Raw genomic sequence first — 21,233 nt, 5'->3', positions numbered from 1 at the left:
TGGGAAGTCCAGCCATTATTCACAGAATAGGGTTTAAGCACCATGAGCGTGCCAAAGAGACCTAAGCGGGACAGCCCAGGTCTTCTTTAGGAGCACGGATGCAGGTCGTTAGACGTAAAGTAAAGGCTCCGCCGACATGTGGATTATCCGGCTGCAGAGCACCTTGGCATCCTCTTCGTCATGTGTGACGAGTATCGAGGTTGTGCGGGCTGCAAGCAGCAGCTCTTTCAATTCTTCTCGTATGCTGCCCTTCAGCCCTGCGTCCAAGTTGCTAAAAGGCTCGTCCATCAGCAGCATGGACGGCCCTGGGGCGAGCGCCCTTGCGAACGCCACGCGCTGCTGCTGTCCGCCGCTGAGCTCATGCGGATAACGGTGGCGGAAATCCTGCAGCTGCACCAGTTCCAGCATACGCAGCAGCTGCTCCTCGCGCTCGCGCTTGCCCATCCGATGCATGCCGAAGCGGATATTCTGCTCGACCGTAAGATGCGGAAACAGCCCGTAATCCTGAAAGACCATCCCGATCCCGCGATGCTCGGGATTGACGAATACCCCCTGGTCCGCCAGTACCCGCCCATTGAGCGCGATACGCCCGGTACAGGGCTCGTCGAGTCCTGCGATAAGCCGCAGCAGGGTGCTCTTGCCGCTCCCGCTGTTCCCCAGAATACCTACGACTTCCCCTTGCTCCGCCTGCAGCGAGAAATCGCGAATAACCGGACCCGTTTTTTTCGAATATTGAAAGGATACATGCGACATGCAGAAAAAAGTCATGAGGATTTCTTCTCTCCCAACCGATGATAAAAGGCCACTGAAAGTATCCCGATGCCGATAATCAGCAAGGATGGCACCGAAGCCTGATGAATTTGTTCATCGCTGGCATACTGATAGGCCTTCGTCGCCAGCGTTTCGAAATTGAAGGGCCGAAGCAGCAGCGTCAGGGGCAGCTCCTTGACGATCTCCATGAAAGTAAGGATGCAGCCCGCCAGAACGGCTCCCTTGATCAGAGGCAGATCCACTTTGAAGAACGTTCGCGTCATCCCGAACCCCAGCAGACGGGAAGCCTCCGAATAGCGCGTGCCGGTCTTCTCGAAGCCGGCCTCTACCGCATTGTAGCCCACGGCCAGGAAACGAACGACATAGGCGAATACCAGCATAGCCAGCGACATGCTCAGCACAAGCCTGTTCTCCCCAAGTCCCAGCCACCCGTACCATCCCGCAAGCTTGCGGTCCAGGGAGATGAATACGGCCAGCACCCCGATAGAAAGCACAGCTCCCGGCATAGAGTAACCCATCGACAGCAGCTTGGACAGCACCATCGTAAACGGGGAGCGGCGCATGCGGCTTACATTGGCCGCTATGATAGCGAAAGCCATCAAAATCACGATTGTGATCGCCGAAATGAACAGCGTATGGAGCACCAGCCGGATAAAAGAAGCATTGACCACGTCCCGGTACGTCCATGCAGCCCACACGGCGAGCTGCGCCACCGGAATAAAGAACGACAGCGCTACGATCGCCAGGCCGAGCAAGCAAGCCGCATAGGCCGGCCAGCCTTGCAGCCTTCTACGGCGAAGCTCGCGTACTTTACTCGTAGTGGAGCTGTAAAGTCTGCGTCTGCGCAGCAGCCGCTCGATCAGGAACAGCCCGGTAACGGCCAGCATGAGCAGGGCAGCCAGCCGGAATGCCGAGCTTACGTCGCTCATCCCGAACCAGGTGGTGAAGATAGCCGTCGTGAATGACGAGATGCCGTAGTACTTCGCCACTCCATAGTCGTTCAGCACCTCGAAGGCAACCAGGCTGGCTCCGCCAACTATCGCAGACTGCGAAATCGGCAGGCCCACCCGCCAAAAAACCGCGAACGGATGCCTGCCGAGCAGTCTGGCATTTTCCATATAAGATGCGCTCTGCTTCTCAAGAAAGGCTTTGACGATCACATAGACATAGGGGAACAAAAACAGGGTGAAAATCGCAATGGCGCCCTGCATGGACATGATATCAAAGTAGCGTGGATCCGGCGTCCAGCCGAGCTTATTGCGCATAAACGTCTGAATGACGCCCGTGTAGCTGAACATGGAGCTATACGTATAAGCGGCGATGTAAGGCGGTACCGCCAGCGGCAGCACAAGGGCCCAGGACAAAAACCCCCGGAGCGGAAAATCATAGACCGTCACGAGCCAAGCCAACGCGACGCCGATGATAACCGTGCAGCCCACTGTGCCCGCCACCAGGTAAAGCGACTGAAGCGCAGAATCCTTCAGCATATAGGCTTGAATATGCTCCCAGTTCTCCGTCGGCCGCTCGAACAAGCCCGCTGCAATGTACAGAGACGGAAGAAGGGCCAGCGCGGCCCCAATTCCCGTAATAGCGGTCCACACATCGCTGCCTCGTCTCAGCTTATGCAGCCATCGTCTCCCTTTCACGCTTATTTCCAGCCTGCCTTATTCAGCAGCTCCGTGGCCTTTTTGTTATGCTCTCCAAGCTTCGAGAAGTCCAGCTGCTGCGTTTTGAAGGTTCCCCATGTCTTCAGCAGCTCAGGCTTATCAGCCGCCTCGTTCACCGGAAATTCGAAGCTGCCGTTAGTCAGTATCGTCTGGCCTTCCTTGCCTGTCATGTATTCCACCAGCTTGATAGCATTGGCCTTGTTCTTGGCATGCTTGGTCAATCCGACCCCGCTGATGTTGAGATGGGTACCGGTTGTGCTTTGATTCGGGAAGAAGACGCCGATGTTCTGAGCCACCTTAACCTCCTCCGCATCCTTCGAATTTAGCATTTGCCCGACGTAATAGGTGTTCATGATCGCTACATCGCCGATCTTGGCTGCGATCGCCTTGGCCTGATCCCGGTCTCCGCCTTCAGGCTTCCGTGCCAGGTTCGCAGCGACTCCCTTGGCCCAGGCTTCCGCCTGCTGCTCTCCGTTCAACTCGATGAGGGATGCGAGCAGCGACTGATTGTATAAGCTGGATGAAGAACGCGCAAGCAGCTTGCCCTTCCACTTGTCGTCAGCCAGGTCCTCATAGGTGGACAGCTGCTCCGGCTTTACCCGATCCTTCGCGTAGACAATAACGCGGGCGCGAGTTGCGATCCCGACCCAGCTGTTGTCCTTGTCCCGCCACTGCTTCGGCACGTTTTTGTCAATCTCCGCCGATTGCAGCGGCTGAAGCACGTCGTTTTGCTTCGCATAATTCAGGACACCGCCATCCACCGTGATGAACAAGTCAGCCTCCGAGCTGGCTCCTTCCCGCTTCAGACGTTCGACCAGCTCCTCCGCCGTACCCTTGATCTCGTTGACCTTGATGCCCGTTTGCTTCGTGAACGCCTCGAACAGCTTGGTGTCCACCTCATAATGTCTTGCCGTAAATACATGAACAGCCTGCTCGGTCGCCTTGCCCGCCGCTCCCGCCGCATCCGGTTTGCTTTCCTGATTCGGAGCCACACTGCCCGACGGGTTTGTGCCGCAGCCTGTCAAAACAACGGCGGCCACCATTAGATTCGCGATACCAAGCTTCATATTCGTTTTCATTTCACTAATCCTCTCTGGTATAAGGGTAAAGGTTCAATAATAATATTCATTCTCAATTAAAGGTGAGAATGAATATCATTACTACTCAAACAGCCAAATCCCATTGTAGTGGACAAACATTAGAAAATGATGTGAAAATTAAAAAAAAGCATGCAGCCCAGTGTTCCTCTTCACCGGCTACACGCCAGGAGCCGGCCGTACCGCCGGAAAAGATACGGTTACGGTGGTTCCTTCCTGTTCCTTGCTTTCCAGCTCTATCGCTCCCCGGTAGCGGTCAACCAGCCTGCTGGCGATTGACAACCCTAGTCCATGACCGGCCTGCCCTCCGCTTCTTGCCTTGTCCACCCGGTAAAATCTGTCCATCACATAAGGAAGATCCGCTTCAGGGATCCCGATGCCCTGATCAATGACCTGAATATGGATGTTTCCATCCCTCGGGAAGGCATTGACCGCGATTTCCGCGTCATCGTCAGATCCGGCATACTTCACCGCATTGTCCAGCAGGATGAGCAGAATCTGCTCCAGATGCTGCGCCGGCACCTCTATGCCCAGATGCGCGATCTGCTCTACATTCGCTGAAAATCGGATCGAGGGCGAAATAACCTCCACAAGCCTGAGAGCTTGCCGTATAACTTCATCGGGTCGGGATACCTCTACTCCTGTATGCGGCTGCCCTTGTTCGGCTCGGGTCAAGGCAAGCATTTCCTGAACCAGGCCCTTCAATCTCGCCAGCTCCTGGATGGAGACGTCGAGCGATTCCTCCAAAATAGCCGGATCCCGCTTGCCCCAGCGCTTCAACAAGGATAGATGCCCCTCGACGATCGCGATCGGCGTTCTAAGCTCATGGGAGGCGTCCTCCACAAACTGCCTCTGCTGCTGAAAGGCTTTTTCAACCTGATCCATCATCCCGTTAAACATGACCATCAGCGTATGAATTTCATCCTGATTGGGGGTAAGCGGCATCCGCTCCTGCAGGCCCATATGCTTGATTTTGCGTATCGTGTCCGCCATCGCCTGCAAGGGCTTTAAAACCTGACGAGCCAGCAGAAGCCCCCCGAGCCCGCTGATGATTACAGCTCCGAGTCCGCACAATAGCATGATCCGGGAGAAGGCCTCAATAAGCTTGGCGAACTCCTCAGTGCTGCGTACGATCTCCACCATGCCTTGAACTTGCAGGATCGTAAATGTCTTTCGCATGACTAGCCTATTGCCGTCAAGATGCCATGTGCCTTCCTCTCCGGAAGGGAGCTCCCCTGCCGGCTCCCGAAAGTCAGCTTCCCCGCCAGGAGCGACTGTGATCAGGAGCCGGCCTTGGGCATCCCAGACGCGAATCCATTGCCTCGGATGATTTACCTTTTCCAGATAGCCTCGAATTTGCGGCAGCTGATTGTCCTGGAAAGACACCTCATTCTCCAGAAAATAATTTAGAACCTCGGTCATATTTTGCGAGGTCCCGGCAATTTCCTGCCTCATCATCCATTTCTCAACGAATATATACTGGACGACGCTATAAGCGGCTAACAGAAGGAATAACAACAAGGCCGACCAGATGGTCAGCTTCCACTTGATCGGAATCTGCTGGAAAGCGGCGCTCGGCTTCATCTTCATTTTCATCTGCGCATCACATACCCGATCCCCCGCTGTGTCTGGATATAGCTGGCCTCGCCGGGGGTATCGATTTTATTGCGCAAATAACGAACGTACACATCCACCACATTCGTATCCACAGGCGCATCGAAGCCCCACACTTGGTCCAGCAGCGTTTCACGGGTTAAGACGCGGTTCACATTGCTCATAAACGTTACGAAGAGCGCATATTCACGCTTGGTCAGTTCGATGAGCTCTGTTCCCCTGCGTACCATTCTGGAATCCGTATCCACGCTCAGATTCTGAAAGACCAGCAGCGACTTGCCTTCCTTTGCCTCCCCCGCTTCGTCCTCCTGCCTGCGGAATACAACGCGTATGCGTGCGAGCAGCTCCTCTATCGCGAAGGGCTTGGGTATGTAGTCATCCGCTCCGCTATCGAGTCCCGACACCCGATCCGCAATACTATCCCTGGCCGTCAGCATAATGATCGGCGTTCGCTTGATCGCGCGGACTTGCCGGCATATATCCAGCCCGGAGATGCCGGGCAGCATCAGATCGAGCAGGATAACGCCCCATTCTTCCTGCAGCGCCAGCTCCAATCCGTTCGTTCCCTCGTATGCGACAGTTACCAAGTAAGCTTCATTGCGCAGCTCAAGCTCTACAAAGCGAGCCAGGTTTCGCTCGTCCTCGATCAGTAATATTTTCTTCATGCCCTACCCCTTCAATCTTGCTTGATCGTCCTCCGAGCCGCCCTCCAGACGCTTGTACAGCCTTTGCTGCCAGCTGCTTGACAACTCCTCGACAGCCAGCAGCCGCAGCAGCCCCGGACGGTCATGCTTATCCACATGCATAAGACGGTTCGCCTCAGATACGCTGATCCGCAAGCGATGTTCTTGGTGCAGCACAAACTTGTCGCCCAAGGCGACGGTCCCTTCCTTCAGAACGCGGAAATAATAGCCCGTATATCCCGTCTCCTGTACTCGCAGAGGCATAGAGGACCAGTCGTAGCGGAGCGAAAGCTTGAAGCAGGGCTGTCGCGGCTGGCTGATCTGGACGATCGCCTCGCCTAACAAGAACGTATCGCCTATGTGTACATGATCCTCCGTCAACCCTTCGGTTGTCAGGTTTTCGCCGAAGGCGGCAGGTCCCAGCTTCCTGTCCATTTCAAGCTCCCAAAATCCATAGTGCTCTATCGGGTAGACGCACACGGCCTTCTCGACTCCTCCGTGATGCACCCTATCTCCCTGCCCGTCTCCCTGGAAGCCTGTAAAGCCCAGATGCAGAGGAACCGCAACGGGAAGCTTGCCCATCCCGGTAAGTACCTCCTTGCTGCCATATTGAATAACCTGGGGCAGCGCTATATTCAGTGAGCGGATTGCCGCTTGCTTCATGCTTCCCTCTCCTTTCATTCGCGTAAGAAGCCTTCTCATCCTTCTATCGATCATTATACTTGGGTTCGAACGCCAATCCTAGATGCTCCGCCTATTATCGTTGTCATTATCGGTGTCATAAAGTAGCCCGGACGCGCATAGGATAGAAATCGTCACTCCAAGTGAGGACCTCAGTATATCGACCAAGGGCCAGGTGATCAGTATGTGGGAAACTGTATTGGTTAAGGATCAGATGGAAGTTCAAATGGACGCCGGAAATAAGGCCGTTCGAGTCCGTATTCTGGAAACGAGGCCAGCCGCCGGTCCAAGCGCGCTGGAGCTTGATCAATCCGAGATGTTCGAGCTGCTCCATACGCTGCTGACCATCAACCGTTCCTTCCATCATGAAGGAACGCGTGTCGAGGGCTCACAGCCGGACACCGCTCCAAGCTCCGTTTCGATGTTCAGCCGGCTTCCGGCAGAAACCCGAGCGATATCGTAGGGGCGTAAGCTCCATAGGATACAAGAAGCCAACCGGCGGAGCAATCCGCAGGCTGGCTTCTTTCATGAGTCCGCTCTTTTTTGTCTATACGCTGACAGGCGCTAAGGATTCGTACAGCGCTTTGTACTGCTGAGCTGATTTTTTCCAGCTGAAATCTTTTTTCTTCACATTAGACATCAGATTGGTCCATACGCCGGGCTCCCGGTACAGCCGGACAGCTCGCTCGATCGTGAACAGCATATCATGCGCATTGTAATTAGCGAAGGTAAAGCCGGTTCCTTCCCCGGTTTCTTCATTATACGGAGTAACCGTATCCTTCAAGCCGCCGGTTTCCCGGACAATAGGCACGCTCCGGTAGCGCATCGCAATCAGCTGTCCGATACCGCACGGCTCGAAGAGCGAAGGCATCAGGAACAGATCGGATGCCGCGTACACCTGCCGGGCAAGCGACTCATCGAACAGTATGTTCGCCGATACCTTGTCCGGGAAAGCGCCCGCCGCCCAGCGGAACAGCTGCTCGAACCGAGGCTCGCCCGTACCGACGATGATCCACTGGGCATCCAGCTCCAGCAATTCGCCGATGACCCTGTCGATCAAGGACAAGCCCTTCTGGTCGACCAGCCGGGTGACCAGAGCGATCAGCGGCACATCCTTGCGCGCCGGCAGCCCGACCCGCTCCTGCAGCTTGAGCTTGTTCAGTTGCTTCTTCGCGAGAGAATCGCGGTAATGGAACTCGATATGCGGATCGTTCATCGGATCGAAATCATCATAATCCAGCCCGTTGAGAATACCTTGAAGTCGATGACTCTGGCTCCGCAGCAGCCCGTCCATATATTCGCCGTAATAGGGGGTCTGAATTTCTTCCGCGTAGGTAGGACTGACCGTAGTGATGGCATCGGAGTACAGCAAGCCTCCCTTCAGGAAGCTTGCGCCGCCATGCAGCTCCAGCGCATGCCCGTGAAAATGCTCATCCCCCAGTGTGAAATAATCCCGAAACTCATCTTGTCCGAAGACGCCCTGATACTTCAGGTTATGGATCGTGATCACCGTGCGGATATGCGCATAGGCGGGCTGATAGCTGAAATGCGCCCGGTAAAGCACCGGAATCATGCCGGCCTGCCAGTCGTGGCAATGCAGGATATCGGGCATGAACCCGATGTGCTGAAGCGAATCGAGCACCGCCCGGCAATAGAAAGCGAAGCGTTCCGCGTCGTCGCCGTAGCCGTAGCAGCCGTGACGGGCGAAGTAATATTCGTTATCGACGAAATAGTAAATGATGCCCTCGTGCTCAAGCTTATAGATACCGCAGTACAGCTTCCTCCAGCCCATATACAGATCGAATACGGCTATAGCTTCCATCCGATCGGTATAGGAGGACGGGATTTGCCCGTACTTGGGAAGAATCACCCTAACGTCTGCACCTTGGCTGGCAAGCGCTTTGGGGAGCGAGCCGATGACATCGGCCAACCCCCCCGTTTTGATAAAAGGTACGGCTTCTGAGGCGGCAAATAACACTTTCATGGCTTCCTACCACTCCTTTATTTATAGCGCGGCTGCACATGCAGCGCCTTCATCTTTAGATGACCTTCGTCTTGGAAGCGATAAACGGTGCTTGTTTGTCTCCGGTCAGGACTCGACCCCGGTTTATAAATACGTCCTTATCCAAAATCGCGTTTTCGATAATGACGTTCTCTTCAATTTCGCAGTTTTGCAGGATAATGCTGTTTTTGACATAAGCGCCCTTGCGGATTTTGACACCGCGGAACAGTACGCTGTTCTCCACCTTGCCCTCGATGACGCAGCCGTTGGCAATCAGCGAGTTGCGGGCATGGGCGGTTTCCGCATAGCGGGCAGGCGGTTCATCCTTAACCTTCGTATAGATCAAATTTTTATCGAAAAACAACTCGCGCCAAACTTTCGGATTCAACAGCTGCATGCTGTGCTTGTAGTAGCTCTGTACCGTATTGACGATGCCCGTATATCCTTCATGCAGGTATCCGTATACGCCGAGCTTGTCGATATTTTTCATGATTCCGTCCCGAACCAGATGATCGTATCCCTGCGCCAGGCAGGATTCGACCATGTCGAGCAGCAGCTCCTTACTCATGATGTACATCTCCATCGAGATGTTATCGGTACGCAAGCGCCCGGAATGGTCCTCCATCAGGGTTACCTGACCATCGTCCTTGATCGCCATGCGGCGGAATTTGGCAAACTCGGCATCCTCGGCTTTTTTATAGACCACCGTAATATCTGCGTTTTTCTCCAGATGGTATTCAAGCACGGCCTTGTAGTCGATATTGCATACCATATGGGATCGGGTGATCAGCACATACTCCTCGCGGCCCCGGTAGAAATAATCGCGATGGCTGTAGAATTGGTATAAATCGCCGCGGGCCATGCCCGTCGTTTCCTGAAGAACCGCCGGCAGTAGAAACAGGCCTCCGCGCTTGCGGTCCAGATCCCATTCCTTGCCGGAGCCGAGATGATCCATCAGGGAGCGGAATTTATGCTGGGTAAACACCGCCACGTTGCTGATCCCGGAGTTCACCATGCTGGACAGCGAGAAATCGATCAAGCGGTATCGGGAGCCGAAGGGCACCGAGGCTACGCAGCGGGAGTACGTCAATTCCTCCAAATCATCCGGCTCGTTTACAAGATTGATGACACCCATCAGTTTCTTCATAAGCGGCTCACCCTTTCACCGAAGACGTAATGTTCGAGCTGATATGCTCATTGCTGCCGATCAGAACGATATCCTGCTCGCCGTCTCTGTCCGGGCTTCCGATGACGCTGCCGTCCTCGATGACCGTGCCGTCGCCGATGATCGCTTTGTGAATGGTAACGTGATTGCCTATCTTGACATTGGGCATAATGACCGAATCGCGGATCACGCTGCCCTCGCCGACCTGGACGCCGTAGAACAGCACGGAGTGCTCGACATCCCCGAAGACCGCGCAGCCTTCATTGACCAGCGAGCGCTTGACCTGCGCCGTAGGCGCGATATATTGTCCCGGCTGAAACGGGTTTACCGAGTACATCCGCCACTCCCTGTCATTCAGGTCGAATTCGGGCTCGTCCTCCAGCAGGTCCATGTTCGCTTCCCACAAGCTTTGGATCGTTCCGACATCCTTCCAGTAGCCCTCGAAGGGATATGCATACAACTTGCGCTCGTCGCTAAGCATAAGCGGAATCAGATCCTTGCCGAAATCCTTGCTCGAAGCCGGGTCCTCCTCATCCTTGATCAGATATTCCTTGAGCGCCTTCCAGTTGAATATATAGATGCCCATGGACGCCAGGTTGCTCTTCGGCTCCTTCGGCTTCTCGGCAAACTCCGTAATCCGCCGTTCGCCGTCGATGCTCAGGAGACCAAAGCGGCTGGCCTCCTCCCACTTCACCTCGATAACGGCGATGGTCGCATCAGCATCGTTTTTCTTATGAAAGTCCAGCATGAGGTCATAGTTCATTTTGTAAATATGGTCGCCGGAGATCACCAGCACGTATTCGGGGTCGTACTGATCGATGAACGGAATATTGCGGTAGATCGCATTGGCCGTTCCCTTGTACCAGTCCCCGCCGCTCTGCTCCATGTAAGGGGGAAGCACCGTGACGCCGCCATGCTTGCGGTCCAAATCCCATGGCGTGCCGATGCCGATGTACGTATTCAATACGAGCGGCTGATATTGGGTCAATACCCCCACCGTATCGATGCCCGAGTTCGTGCAGTTGCTAAGCGTGAAATCAATGATCCGGTATTTGCCGCCAAAATGAACCGCAGGCTTGGCCAATTGTTTGGTCAAAACGCCCAGCCGTCTTCCTTCGCCTCCTGCCAGCAGCATGGCGACGCACTCTTTTTTACGCATCGGCTTTGCCCCTTCCTCGCTTCGCTTTGGTTGCCTTCGGTTGGATGATCCTGATGGGTTTGAACACGACTGTCGCAAGCGGCGGCAGCGCTATATGCAGGCTGTCGGGCCGCTGATGCCACGGCGTTCCGTCCGTTTTGAGCTTGCCCTCGTTCAGCTTGCCGGAGCCTCCATATTCTCCTGCGTCGCCATTGAACAGCTCGACGTACTCGCCGGAGAACGGCACGCCGACCCGGTACCGCTCGTGGAAGACCGGCGTAAAATTGGTAACGATCACCAGGATGTCCTCCGGATTACGCGAGCGGCGCAGGAAGCTCGTGACGCTCTGTCCCTCGTCGTGGGGGTCGATCCATTCGAAGCCCTCGGGACTGTGATCCAGCTCCCACAAGGCAGGCTCGCGCAGATACAGCTGGTTCAAGTCGCGAACATACCGGTGCATGCTGCGATGACTGTCGTATCCGAGCATTTCCCAGTCCAGGTCCTCCAGATCCTTCCATTCGTCAAACTGTCCGAATTCTCCTCCCATGAACAGCAGTTTTTTACCCGGATGGCCCATCATATAACCATAGAGCGCCCGCAAATTCGCGAACTTCTGCCAGTAATCGCCCGGCATTTTGTTAAGCAGCGACTTCTTCCCATGCACGACCTCATCATGAGAAAGCGGGAGCACGTAATTTTCGGAGAAGGCGTACATGAAGCTGAAGGTCAGCAGCCCATGGCTGCCGCTGCGGAAGTAAGGGTCGGTTTCCATATACTTCAGCATGTCATTCATCCAGCCCATATTCCATTTGTAATTAAATCCGAGCCCGCCGTCATGCACAGGAGCAGTGACCAGCGGCCAAGCCGACGAATCCTCCGCCATCATCAACGCCTCGGGGTAATAATGAAACACCGTCTGGTTCAGCTTCTTTAGGAAATCAATAGCTTCAAGATGCTCTTCCCCGCCATAGGCATTCTTCACCCACATATGCCGGGGCTTGCCGAAATTCAAATATAAAACGCTGGCCACCGCATCCACGCGCAGCCCGTCGATATGATACACATCCATCCAGAATAAAGCGTTCGCTATAAGATAATTTACGACCTCTCTCTTGGAGAAGTCGAAGGAAAGCGTCCCCCACTCCGGCTTCTCGGCCAGATTCGGATCGTTATGCTCGTAAAGAGGTCTCCCGTCAAATTGGCGCAAGCCATGCTCGTCCTTGACGAAATGACCGGGCACCCAGTCCATAATGACTCCAAGACCAGCCCGGTGGCAGCAATCGACAAAATACATAAAATCATGCGGGGTGCCGAACCGGCTCGTAACGGAAAAATAACCGGTGGCCTGATAGCCCCAAGACCGATCGTACGGGTGCTCCGCCAGAGGCAACAGCTCTAGATGGGTATATCCCATCTGACACACGTAAGGAATAAGCTCGTCGGCCAGTTCCCTGTAGCTCAGATACGAACCGTCGGGCTTCTTCTTCCAAGTACCGAGATGCACCTCGTAGATGTTCATCGGAGATTCATACACCGAACGAGCGCCTTGCTTGTCCCGCCAGCTCTGATCCGTCCAGACGAAGCCTTCCAGATCGAAGACGCGGGAGGCCGTTCCAGGCTTCAGCTCGGACCAGAACGCATAGGGGTCGGCTTTGTACAGGATAGTGCCCTCCTGCGTGAGGATCTCATACTTGTAGTACTCTCCTGAGCGGACGCCGGGGACGAACAAGGACCAGACGCCCCATACGCTTCGTTTGACGAGTTGGTGGCCGCTGCCGTTCCAATCGTTAAAGTCGGCGACTAAACGGACTTCCTTGGCGTGCGGAGCCCATACGGCAAAGCGAAAGCCCGCCACGCCGTCTTCCTCGGCGGGATGCGCGCCCAGCATCCGGTAGCTCTGGTGCAGATTGCCTTCATGAAACAGATATAAATCCTCGGGACTGGGGATCACACTCATCACTTTGGAGACATCCCCCTTTATTTTTGTATTCTGCCACTATTACACAAATACTACACGACCGACACAAATTCCTCTCCAGCAGTTGTAAAAACTTATTGAATGTTGTTCTCCGCCTAATATACGAGCTGCTGGGCAGGATTTCCGGTACAGGTGTGGAATACCAATGAGAGGGCTGGCCGCTTGAGGAGCCCGGGAGAGGATGACACAAGATGAAAGAGAAAATCAAGGGGCTCGTGCTCGGGCTGTCGATCGGCGCCATGCTGACGGGAACTGTCGCCTACGCGAGCGGGACACAAATTGAAGTATATTTTCGCGAGCTGAAATATATGTTCGACGGAATCGAAAAAAAACCGACCGAGGAGCAAGGCGCAGGCTTCATCCACAACGGGACAACCTACGTGCCCCTGCGCTTCGTCAGCGAAGCGCTCGGCAAGGAGGTCGGCTTCGATAACGACACGGGTACTATCTGGGTGGGCAAGCGGATCGAGGCCAATCATCCGGTAGCCGTGTACAAAGGCGGGCAAGTTACCATGCAGGAGCTTCAGAAGCGCATGGCGCTGGACCGAGCATTCGGCTACGCGAACCTGGAGCACGCCGAAGACCCGGAATTTCAGCAGTATGTGCTTGACGAGATGATTAGCTACCGGATTTTGGCCTCCCGATTGAGCGATGCGGAAAAGACCGCAGCGGCCTCCGATGTGGCGGGCGAGCTAGCCTATCTAAGCTCGGAAATAACCGGGGGGCTCCAGGATCCTGCGAGCGTTTCCTCCACTTTGGCAAAAGAAGGACTGACCGATAAAGACCTGAACGGCTTCGCCGAGCAGCTTGTATTCGTCCGTAAAGCTCTTGCAAAAACCGTGCCGGGCGATCAGCTAAAAGCTCGCTACGACGAGCTGGCCGCGAGCGGAGACCTCCATACCGCTACCGTCCGTCACATCCTCATCGGATTCGAGGATCGGGACGGCAAGGAGCGGACCAAGGAAGCCGCCAAGGCTAAGGCTCAGCAGTTGGCGGATCAGCTGCGCAAGGGCGCGGACTTCGCGGCGCTGGCCAAGCAGGAATCCGAAGACGACGGCTCCAGGGAGAATGGCGGCCTGTACAAGGATACCCCTGTGGTTCAGTGGATCGAGCCGTTCAAGAAAGCAGCGATCGAGCTGAAGCTCAACGAGATCTCCGATCCGGTGGAAACCGCCTACGGCTACCACGTGATGCGCGTTGAAGCCCGCAGCGTGGCCAGCTTCGAGGAGGAGAAGGAAAACCTGCTCGGCGAGGCGCTTGGCGATCAGTACAGCAAGTTTATCAACGAGGAGCTGCCTGGTCTGATCGAGAAGATCGATCTGCCTTAAGCCCGGCCATTCATTCAACCCCGTCAAGAACGTCCGCTCCCTGGGAGCGGGCGTTCTTCCTATATGCGGGAAAAGCGTCGTCCCTGCGGGGGAAAAAGTGGAATCGAAAGCGGAATTCATGTAAAATAGACAGAATGGCTAGGGCTGGTTAAGCAACGCAACGCTTCGCTTGCTGCTACCAAGCCTGCATGAATACGAAAACAGAAGGATGGACTGAAAGCATGTTTGCAGCTACGGATTGGAAAGATTATGAACTATTAGATACGGGCGAAGGCGAAAAGCTGGAGCGCTGGGGGAATATCGTCCTGCGCAGACCCGACCCGCAGATCATCTGGCCGCTGGCCAAGGAAACCGCCGATTGGCGCAATGCGGATGCCCACTACCACCGCAGCTCCAGCGGCGGCGGGCAATGGGAATACAAGAAGCAGCTTCCGGAGCGGTGGACGATCGGCTACCGCGACCTATCCTTCCATATCAAGCCGACCAGCTTCAAGCATACCGGGCTGTTCCCGGAGCAAGCGGTCAACTGGGCTTGGATGATCGATAAAATTCAGGGCGCCGGCCGCATGATCCGCGTCCTCAATCTGTTCGCGTATACGGGAGGCGCTTCCGTCGCCTGCGCATACGCGGGCGCCGAGGTTTGCCATGTCGATGCTTCCAAGGGGGTCGTGACGTGGGCGAAGGAAAACCTGCACTTATCGGGGCTCGGAGACCGGCCTGTCCGCTTCATCACCGATGACGTGTTTAAGTTCGTCCAGCGCGAGCAGCGCCGGGGCAGCAAGTACGACGCCATCATCATGGACCCGCCTTCGTACGGCCGGGGACCGAACGGCGAGACCTGGAAGCTGGAGACGAATCTGTACCCGTTCGTCGAGTCCTGCATGAGCATCATGACGGATAAGCCGCTCTTCATGCTGATCAACTCGTATACGACCGGCATCTCGGCGACCGTCCTCAAGAATGTGCTGTCGCTCTCGCTCGGCCGCTCGTACGGAGGCTCGATCACCTGCGGCGAGATCGGGCTGCCGATCACGGCATCTAGCCTCTCCTTGCCCTGCGGCATCCTGGGCCGGTGGGAGGCTTAACGATGGCAGGGAGCGCTCCTCCTATTCCCGTCTTGTATGAAGACAACCACGTCATCGTCGTAGTCAAGCCGCCGAACGTCCCTACCCAGGAGGATGATTCCCGGGACCCGGATCTGCTGACGCTGATCAAGTCCGACTTGAAGCATCGCCACGGCAAGCCCGGCAATGTGTTCCTGGGGCTTGTCCACCGTCTGGACCGCCCGGTCGGCGGCGTCATGGTGTTCGCCAAAACCTCCAAGGCAGCCTCCAGGCTCTCCGATGCCATGAGGACGCGGAACATACGCAAGCAGTATCGGGCGGTCCTCCATGGGAAGCCTTCGACCGCTGCGGGCACGCTGCGCCACCACCTCCTTAAGGACACGAGCACGAACATGGTCGCCGTCGTCGCGGCCGAGCGAGCCGGTGCTAAGGAGGCGGTCCTCGACTACCGGCTGCTGTCCACACAGGAGGGCCTGTCGCTTGTGGAGGTAGAGCTGCATACCGGACGGCCTCACCAGATCCGCGTACAGTTCGCGGCGATCGGCTGTCCGCTTGTCGGCGACCAGCGCTACGGCGGTCAACATGCGGTCCCGGGGCAGCAAATTTCGCTCTGGTCGACCGCTCTTGCCTTCGATCATCCTGTGACCAAGGAGGCGCTTCGGTTCCAATCCCTGCCGCCCCGGAGCTATCCGTGGCAGCTCTGGGATGAGCGATCCTGATCCGTGCTGGCAGGTTTACGACTTGACCTTTATGGGAGTCCATACAAAAAGCCTGGAGTCTTTACCGGACTCCAGGCTTTTTGTATGCACGAAATGTTCGTCTGTCCATCGGCTTAGGCTAGGCGTTGGCAACTTTGCCGAGCAGATACACAAGCAGTTGCTGATTATGAGAGGAGATCCGTCCCAAATACTGCTGTAAAAATTGCTCGCGAATCTCCATCCCTCTCGCACATTCCGCACGTCCCCGCTCGGTGACCAGCACCCATACGATACGCCGGTCCTTTTCATCCCGTTCTCGCGCGATCAAGCCGTTTTTCTCCATCCGGTCCAGCAGCGTTGTGATAGCCGCAGGCGTCGTCGTCAAATATTCGATGAAATCGGAAGGCTTCATTTTCGGCGAGCCGGAATACATAAGCAGCTCCAACACCGTCAGCTGACCCTCCGTCAAGCCTGGCGAAAGCTCTGTTTCCATATGCGTACGCAAATCTTTGGATAACTTCCACCATAATTTGGCGAAATCCTGAGTTACCATAGCCATCACTCCCGGAATCCTATCGTTTTCCTAATTATAACATCCCTTATCGCTCTTTTAAAGGTTAATGACCTAAATATTTTAAGACATCAAACGATAAAATGAGGTACCTTTTGACGGGCTTCAACATATATTGCAGACAGGATATTCGCCCAGATGCGCAGCTTGTCAATCCTTGTAAAGGAGTGAAGCCCATGGAAGCCTGGAAAGAAAAAATCGGAGAAGCGGCCTTGCAAAAAGGCATCATCAAAGACCCGCACTGGCTCGAACGTCTGGACGATTCGATGCCGGTGTGGGCCGTATTGGAAATGATGCTGGAGCTGCTTGAGAGGCAAGAGCCGACCTACTCAAGCTATGATTAAGTGAACTTCACCAAATCAACGACCCCATTCGTCTTGTTCGCTCCCGGTACAAGAGCCTTGCCTTTCGACTTGCGGTCTTCAAGCGGCGTTAACTCGGTCGAGAAGGTCGCCTTTTCCCCATTGCTCAGGATCGCCGTGATCTCGAACGGTTCCTTCACAGTGAATGCGCCTAGCAGATGGGCGCCGTTCGGCTTCACGCCCTTGCCTTCCTTGAACTCAAAGGTCTGGATACCTTTGCCGCCGCGGCCCTGAAGCGGGTAATCCGCTACCAGCGAGCGCTTTGCGTAGCCAAGATCCGTGATGACGACCACTTCGCCCTCGTAGCCTTCGATGAGCTCTGCAGCGACAATCTCGTCATCGTCCTTCAGCAGCATCCCGCGTACCCCGGTCGCCGCGCGTCCCATCGGATTGACCTCGTCTTCCTTGAAGCGAATAGCCATCGCTTGCTTGGTCACCAGCAAAATATCCGCATGACCCGAGCTGAGAAGCACATTCATGACGGCATCCTGATCCCCCACTTTGCATGCGACGATACCGTTAGCACGGCTCTTCGCATATTCCTTCAGCTCCGTCCGCTTCACCTGCCCCTTGCGGGTGAAGAAGAGCAGCGATTTGCCCGACTCCTCGAAATCCTTCAGCGGAATGACGTTGACGATCTTGTCATCCTTCGGAATCGGAATGACATTGACGATAGCCGTTCCGTTGTCCTTCCACTTGTATTCCGGGATCTGGTGCACCGGTAGAAGGAAATACTGCCCCTTCTGGGTGAAGATTAGCAGGTTATCCAGCGTATTGACATCGAACAGATGCCGCAAGTAATCGCCTTCCTTGAGACCGGTCTTATCGATCTCTCCGCCGGAGCGGATGAAGGAGAGCTTGCCTGTCCGCTTGATATAGCCTTCATGGGACAACGATACGAAGACATCCTCGGACGTGACCATGACCTGAAGGTTAACCTTCAGCTCCTCTACCTCATCCTGTATGCCCGAGCGGCGGGCAATGCCATATTTGTCGCGGATCTGCGAGATTTCGTCCTTAATGACCGCCAGCAGCTTCTTCTCGCTTCCGAGAATGCCCTGTAGATACGAGATCGTTTTCTGTACATCCTTCAAATCCTTCTCCAGAGAATGAATCTCCAGATTGGTCAAACGGTACAGCTGGAGCGTAAGAATAGCATCCGCCTGGCGCTCGGTGAACCCGAACTTCGCGACCAGGTTATTCTGAGCGTCAAGCCGATTTTTCGAAGCTTTGATCGTGGCGATCACATCGTCCAAAATATTGAGCGCCTTCACCAAACCTTCCAGCACATGGGCCCGGTCCTCGGCCTTCTCCAGCTCATATCGCGAGCGGAAGGTGACAACTTCCTTCTGATGACCGATGTAGGCATGGAGCATATCCAGCAAGCCCAGCTGTTTCGGCGTCTTGTTGACGATAGCTACCATGTTGAAGCTATAGGCCACCTGCAGATCCGTCTTCTTGAGCAGATAAGCCAGAACGCCCTGCGCATCGGCCTCCTTCTTCAGTTCGATGACGATACGCAGTCCATCCCGGCCGCTCTCGTCGCGGACCTCGGCGATTCCTTCGATCTTCTTCTCCAGCCGGATGTTCTCCATCGCCGTGACGAGACGCGACTTCACGACCTGATAAGGAATCTCGGTGATGACGATCTGCTGTCTGCCGCCGCGCATATCCTCGATCGCGGTTTTGGAACGCAAGTAGATACGCCCCCGGCCTGTCCGGTAAGCCTCGCGGATGCCTTCCGTGCCCATAATGATGCCGCCTGTCGGAAAGTCGGGGCCTTTGACGACCGTCATGATCTGCTCCAGCGTGCTGTCGGGGCGTTCGATCAGCGCAATGCAGGCATCGATTACCTCGCGCAGATTATGCGGCGGAATTTCCGTAGCGAAGCCGGAGGAGATCCCGCTGACGCCGTTCACGAGCAGGTTGGGAAAACGCGCCGGCAGTACGACCGGCTCCTTCGTCGTATTATCGAAATTATCCTTGAACTGGACGGTACGCTTCTCGATATCGCGAAGCAGCTCCAAGGCGATCTCGGACAAGCGAGCTTCCGTATATCGCATAGCAGCCGCCGGGTCATCATCCATCGAGCCCCAGTTGCCGTGTCCGTCCACAAGCACGTGGCCCATCTTCCAAGGCTGGGCCATCCGCACCATGCCTTCGTAGATCGAGGAATCTCCATGCGGATGGTAGTTGCCCATCACATCTCCGACGGTTTTCGCGGATTTGCGGTATGGCTTGTCCGGCGTATTGCCGGCATCGTACATGGCGTACAAAATACGCCGCTGCACGGGCTTTAGCCCGTCGCGCACATCAGGGATGGCGCGGTCTTGAATGATGTATTTGGAATACCGGCCGAAGCGGTCGCCAACAACCTCTTCCAGAAAGGCCGGCAAAAAGTTTTCAAGTATAGTCACTTGCTGCCCCCCGCTTATTCTTCATATTCGGTGAAGTCGACGTTCTCGATAATCCAGCGCTTGCGGGGATCGACCTTGTCGCCCATCAGCGTAGATACGCGGCGCTCCGCTTTGGCTGCGTCGTCGATCTGAACCTGAAGCAGCGTTCGGGTCGCCGGGTCCATCGTCGTCTCCCACAATTGGTCAGGGTTCATCTCACCCAGCCCCTTGTAGCGCTGAAGCTCGACATTTTTCCCCAGCTTTTTGGTCAGCTCGTGCAGCTGTTCGTCCGTCCACGCATAATTCACCGTGCTCGCCTTGCCTGCTTTTTTGGTGACCTTGAACAGAGGCGGCTGAGCGATATAGATTTTGCCGGCATCGATCAGCGGCTTCATGTACCGGTAGAAGAACGTCAGCAGCAGCACCTGGATATGAGCGCCGTCGGTATCGGCATCCGTCATAATGATAATTTTGGCATAATTGCTCTCCGACACCTCGAACTCCGGTCCTACTCCCGCTCCGATAGCGGAGATAATCGCCTTGTATTCATCATTCTTCATAATATCGAGAAGCTTGGCCTTCTCCGGGTTCATCGGCTTGCCCTTCAGCGGCAGGATCGCCTGATGCTTGGAATCCCTTCCTTGCTTGGCCGAGCCTCCGGCGGAATCGCCTTCGACGATGAACAGCTCGTTGCGGCTCGCATCCTTCGATTGGGCCGGCGTCAGCTTGCCGCCGAGGTTCGAGCTCTCGCTCTTGCCCTTCTTGCCGCTGCGCACCTCTTCCCTCGCTTTGCGGGCCGCCTCGCGCGCCTTGGCCGACTGGATAGCCTTCTTCATCACCATCTGCGCCGTCTGGGGATTCTCCTCCAGAAATACCGACATTTTGTCGGCAACGACCGAATCCACCGCGCTCCGCGCCGAGGCGCTGCCGAGCTGGTCCTTGGTCTGGCCGACGAATTCGACCTCGCCCATCTTGATATTGATGACGGCCATCAGTCCCTCGCGAAGATCTTGACCGTCCAGATTTTTTTCCTTTTCCTTGAGCAGACCTGTTTTTCGGGCATACTCATTCATCACCCGGGTATAGGCCGTTTTGAAGCCGGTTTCGTGCGTTCCGCCGCCGCGGGTAGGAATCGAGTTGACGAACGATACGATCGTTTCCGTGTAGCCGTCATTATATTGCAGAGCGACCTCCACCTCGATCTCATCCTTATCTGCGGCAAAGTGAATGACGTCGTGCAGCACGCTTTTGTCCTCGTTCAAGAACTGCACGAATTGGCTAGCCCCGCCTTCGTACTGGAAGATGTCTTCCTTGTCGCTGCGCTGGTCCGTGAGCGTGACCTTCAGCCCGGAATTCAGGAAAGCGATCTCCTGAAGACGTTCAGCGAGCGTGTCGTAAATAATCGTCGTACCGTTCTGGAATACGCGTTTATCCGGTCTAAACGTTACTTTAGTGCCAGTTTTCCGGGTATTCCCGATCACTTCAAGTCCAGTCACGGGCTCTCCCACATGCTCCTTGCCCGTTTCATCCACCCAATATTCGAACCGCTGGCGATGTACTTTGCCATCGCGGTAAATTTCAACCTCAAGCCACTCGGACAGCGCATTCGTCACCGATGCACCGACCCCATGGAGGCCGCCCGATTTCTTGTAGCCTCCGCCTCCGAACTTGCCGCCCGCATGCAAGATGGTGAAGACGACCTGGGGGGTCGGTACTCCCGTCTTATGTATGCCCGTAGGAATCCCCCGGCCATTATCCTGCACCGTTACGGACTGGTCCTTATGAATAATTACGTCGATCTGCGAGCAATGCTTGGCGAGATGCTCGTCCACCGCATTGTCCACGATTTCCCAGACCAGATGATGCAAGCCCGATGAGCTGGTGCTGCCGATATACATCCCGGGACGCTTGCGCACCGCCACTAGCCCTTCGAGCACTTGAATATCGTCTGCTCCGTAGTCGGCCGCCGCCGTCCGCGTGTTTTCAACCAAATCGAGTTGATCCGTCATCGAAAGCCT

The 21,233-nt window shown here is 55.5% G+C and carries 18 protein-coding genes; 5 read left to right on the top strand and 13 right to left on the bottom strand.

Annotated features, from left to right (window positions below; all coding sequences use genetic code 11):
* Positions 1-108: 108 nt before the first annotated feature.
* The 6 genes from GSF01_RS09310 to GSF01_RS09285 all read right to left on the bottom strand — a co-directional run bounded on the left by GSF01_RS09310 (position 109) and on the right by GSF01_RS09285 (position 6,495).
* On the bottom strand, positions 109-768 hold the full coding sequence (locus GSF01_RS09310) for an ABC transporter ATP-binding protein (protein WP_159883151.1): 660 nt from the start codon (positions 766-768) through the stop codon (positions 109-111).
* Entirely contained in the window at positions 765-2,417 is a 1,653-nt protein-coding gene (locus GSF01_RS09305) for an ABC transporter permease (protein ID WP_159883149.1), read from the bottom strand. Before GSF01_RS09305 ends, GSF01_RS09310 begins: the two co-directional genes overlap by 4 nt.
* A gap of 2 nt (positions 2,418-2,419) precedes the next feature.
* Entirely contained in the window at positions 2,420-3,517 is a 1,098-nt protein-coding gene (locus GSF01_RS09300) for a Fe(3+) ABC transporter substrate-binding protein (protein ID WP_235941374.1), read from the bottom strand.
* Positions 3,518-3,694: 177 nt separating this feature from the next.
* Positions 3,695-5,131 (bottom strand): HAMP domain-containing sensor histidine kinase, encoded by a 1,437-nt coding sequence (locus GSF01_RS09295; RefSeq protein WP_235941373.1) that lies wholly within the window; start codon positions 5,129-5,131, stop codon positions 3,695-3,697.
* Positions 5,128-5,814: a response regulator transcription factor gene (locus tag GSF01_RS09290; protein WP_159883146.1), complete on the bottom strand. Its 687-nt coding sequence runs from the start codon at positions 5,812-5,814 to the stop codon at positions 5,128-5,130. Before GSF01_RS09290 ends, GSF01_RS09295 begins: the two co-directional genes overlap by 4 nt.
* A 3-nt stretch (positions 5,815-5,817) precedes the next feature.
* On the bottom strand, positions 5,818-6,495 hold the full coding sequence (locus tag GSF01_RS09285; protein WP_159883144.1) for an MOSC domain-containing protein: 678 nt from the start codon (positions 6,493-6,495) through the stop codon (positions 5,818-5,820).
* 202 nt (positions 6,496-6,697) lie between these two features.
* On the opposite strand from GSF01_RS09285, the gene GSF01_RS09280 reads away from it, so the two are divergent.
* The gene (locus tag GSF01_RS09280; RefSeq protein WP_159883141.1) at positions 6,698-6,976 is read left to right on the top strand and encodes a hypothetical protein; all 279 of its coding nucleotides are present in this window, start codon (positions 6,698-6,700) and stop codon (positions 6,974-6,976) included.
* Positions 6,977-7,060: 84 nt separating this feature from the next.
* On the opposite strand, the gene glgA is transcribed toward GSF01_RS09280, so the two are convergent.
* From glgA to glgB, 4 genes are read right to left on the bottom strand one after another with little or no spacing between them, the layout of a single operon-like run.
* The gene (gene glgA, locus GSF01_RS09275) at positions 7,061-8,497 is read right to left on the bottom strand and encodes a glycogen synthase GlgA (protein ID WP_159883139.1); all 1,437 of its coding nucleotides are present in this window, start codon (positions 8,495-8,497) and stop codon (positions 7,061-7,063) included.
* Positions 8,498-8,552: 55 nt separating this feature from the next.
* The gene (gene glgD, locus GSF01_RS09270) at positions 8,553-9,662 is read right to left on the bottom strand and encodes a glucose-1-phosphate adenylyltransferase subunit GlgD (protein ID WP_201305345.1); all 1,110 of its coding nucleotides are present in this window, start codon (positions 9,660-9,662) and stop codon (positions 8,553-8,555) included.
* Positions 9,663-9,669: 7 nt separating this feature from the next.
* On the bottom strand, positions 9,670-10,839 hold the full coding sequence (locus GSF01_RS09265) for a glucose-1-phosphate adenylyltransferase (RefSeq protein ID WP_159883137.1): 1,170 nt from the start codon (positions 10,837-10,839) through the stop codon (positions 9,670-9,672).
* On the bottom strand, positions 10,832-12,775 hold the full coding sequence (glgB, locus tag GSF01_RS09260; RefSeq protein WP_201305351.1) for a 1,4-alpha-glucan branching protein GlgB: 1,944 nt from the start codon (positions 12,773-12,775) through the stop codon (positions 10,832-10,834). Before glgB ends, GSF01_RS09265 begins: the two co-directional genes overlap by 8 nt.
* Before the next feature lie 212 nt (positions 12,776-12,987).
* On the opposite strand from glgB, the gene GSF01_RS09255 reads away from it, so the two are divergent.
* From GSF01_RS09255 to GSF01_RS09245, 3 genes are all read left to right on the top strand, one after another.
* The gene (locus GSF01_RS09255; protein WP_159883133.1) at positions 12,988-14,124 is read left to right on the top strand and encodes a peptidylprolyl isomerase; all 1,137 of its coding nucleotides are present in this window, start codon (positions 12,988-12,990) and stop codon (positions 14,122-14,124) included.
* 221 nt (positions 14,125-14,345) lie between these two features.
* Positions 14,346-15,209 (top strand): class I SAM-dependent methyltransferase, encoded by an 864-nt coding sequence (locus tag GSF01_RS09250; RefSeq protein WP_159883131.1) that lies wholly within the window; start codon positions 14,346-14,348, stop codon positions 15,207-15,209.
* Positions 15,210-15,211: 2 nt separating this feature from the next.
* Positions 15,212-15,907, top strand: coding sequence for an RluA family pseudouridine synthase (locus GSF01_RS09245; RefSeq protein WP_159883129.1), 696 nt, complete (start codon positions 15,212-15,214; stop codon positions 15,905-15,907).
* Positions 15,908-16,025: 118 nt separating this feature from the next.
* Here the strand turns inward: GSF01_RS09245 and GSF01_RS09240 are convergent, their stop codons facing one another.
* On the bottom strand, positions 16,026-16,439 hold the full coding sequence (locus GSF01_RS09240) for a MarR family winged helix-turn-helix transcriptional regulator (protein WP_159883128.1): 414 nt from the start codon (positions 16,437-16,439) through the stop codon (positions 16,026-16,028).
* A 194-nt stretch (positions 16,440-16,633) separates the two neighbouring features.
* Here GSF01_RS09240 and GSF01_RS29295 point away from each other — a divergent pair, with 194 nt between their 5' ends.
* Complete coding sequence (locus tag GSF01_RS29295; RefSeq protein ID WP_201305344.1) at positions 16,634-16,801, top strand: hypothetical protein; 168 nt, start codon at positions 16,634-16,636, stop codon at positions 16,799-16,801.
* Here the strand turns inward: GSF01_RS29295 and gyrA are convergent.
* On the bottom strand, positions 16,798-19,236 hold the full coding sequence (gene gyrA, locus GSF01_RS09235; protein WP_159883126.1) for a DNA gyrase subunit A: 2,439 nt from the start codon (positions 19,234-19,236) through the stop codon (positions 16,798-16,800). The genes GSF01_RS29295 and gyrA overlap by 4 nt on opposite strands.
* A 14-nt stretch (positions 19,237-19,250) precedes the next feature.
* The gene (gene parE, locus GSF01_RS09230) at positions 19,251-21,224 is read right to left on the bottom strand and encodes a DNA topoisomerase IV subunit B (protein ID WP_159883125.1); all 1,974 of its coding nucleotides are present in this window, start codon (positions 21,222-21,224) and stop codon (positions 19,251-19,253) included.
* Positions 21,225-21,233 lie beyond the last annotated feature (9 nt).

This window comes from Paenibacillus puerhi (assembly GCF_009846885.1).
Lineage (GTDB): Bacteria > Bacillota > Bacilli > Paenibacillales > NBRC-103111 > Paenibacillus_G > Paenibacillus_G puerhi.
Note: the sequence above shows the minus strand (reverse complement) of the source record. Positions and strands in the feature narration are given on the sequence as shown.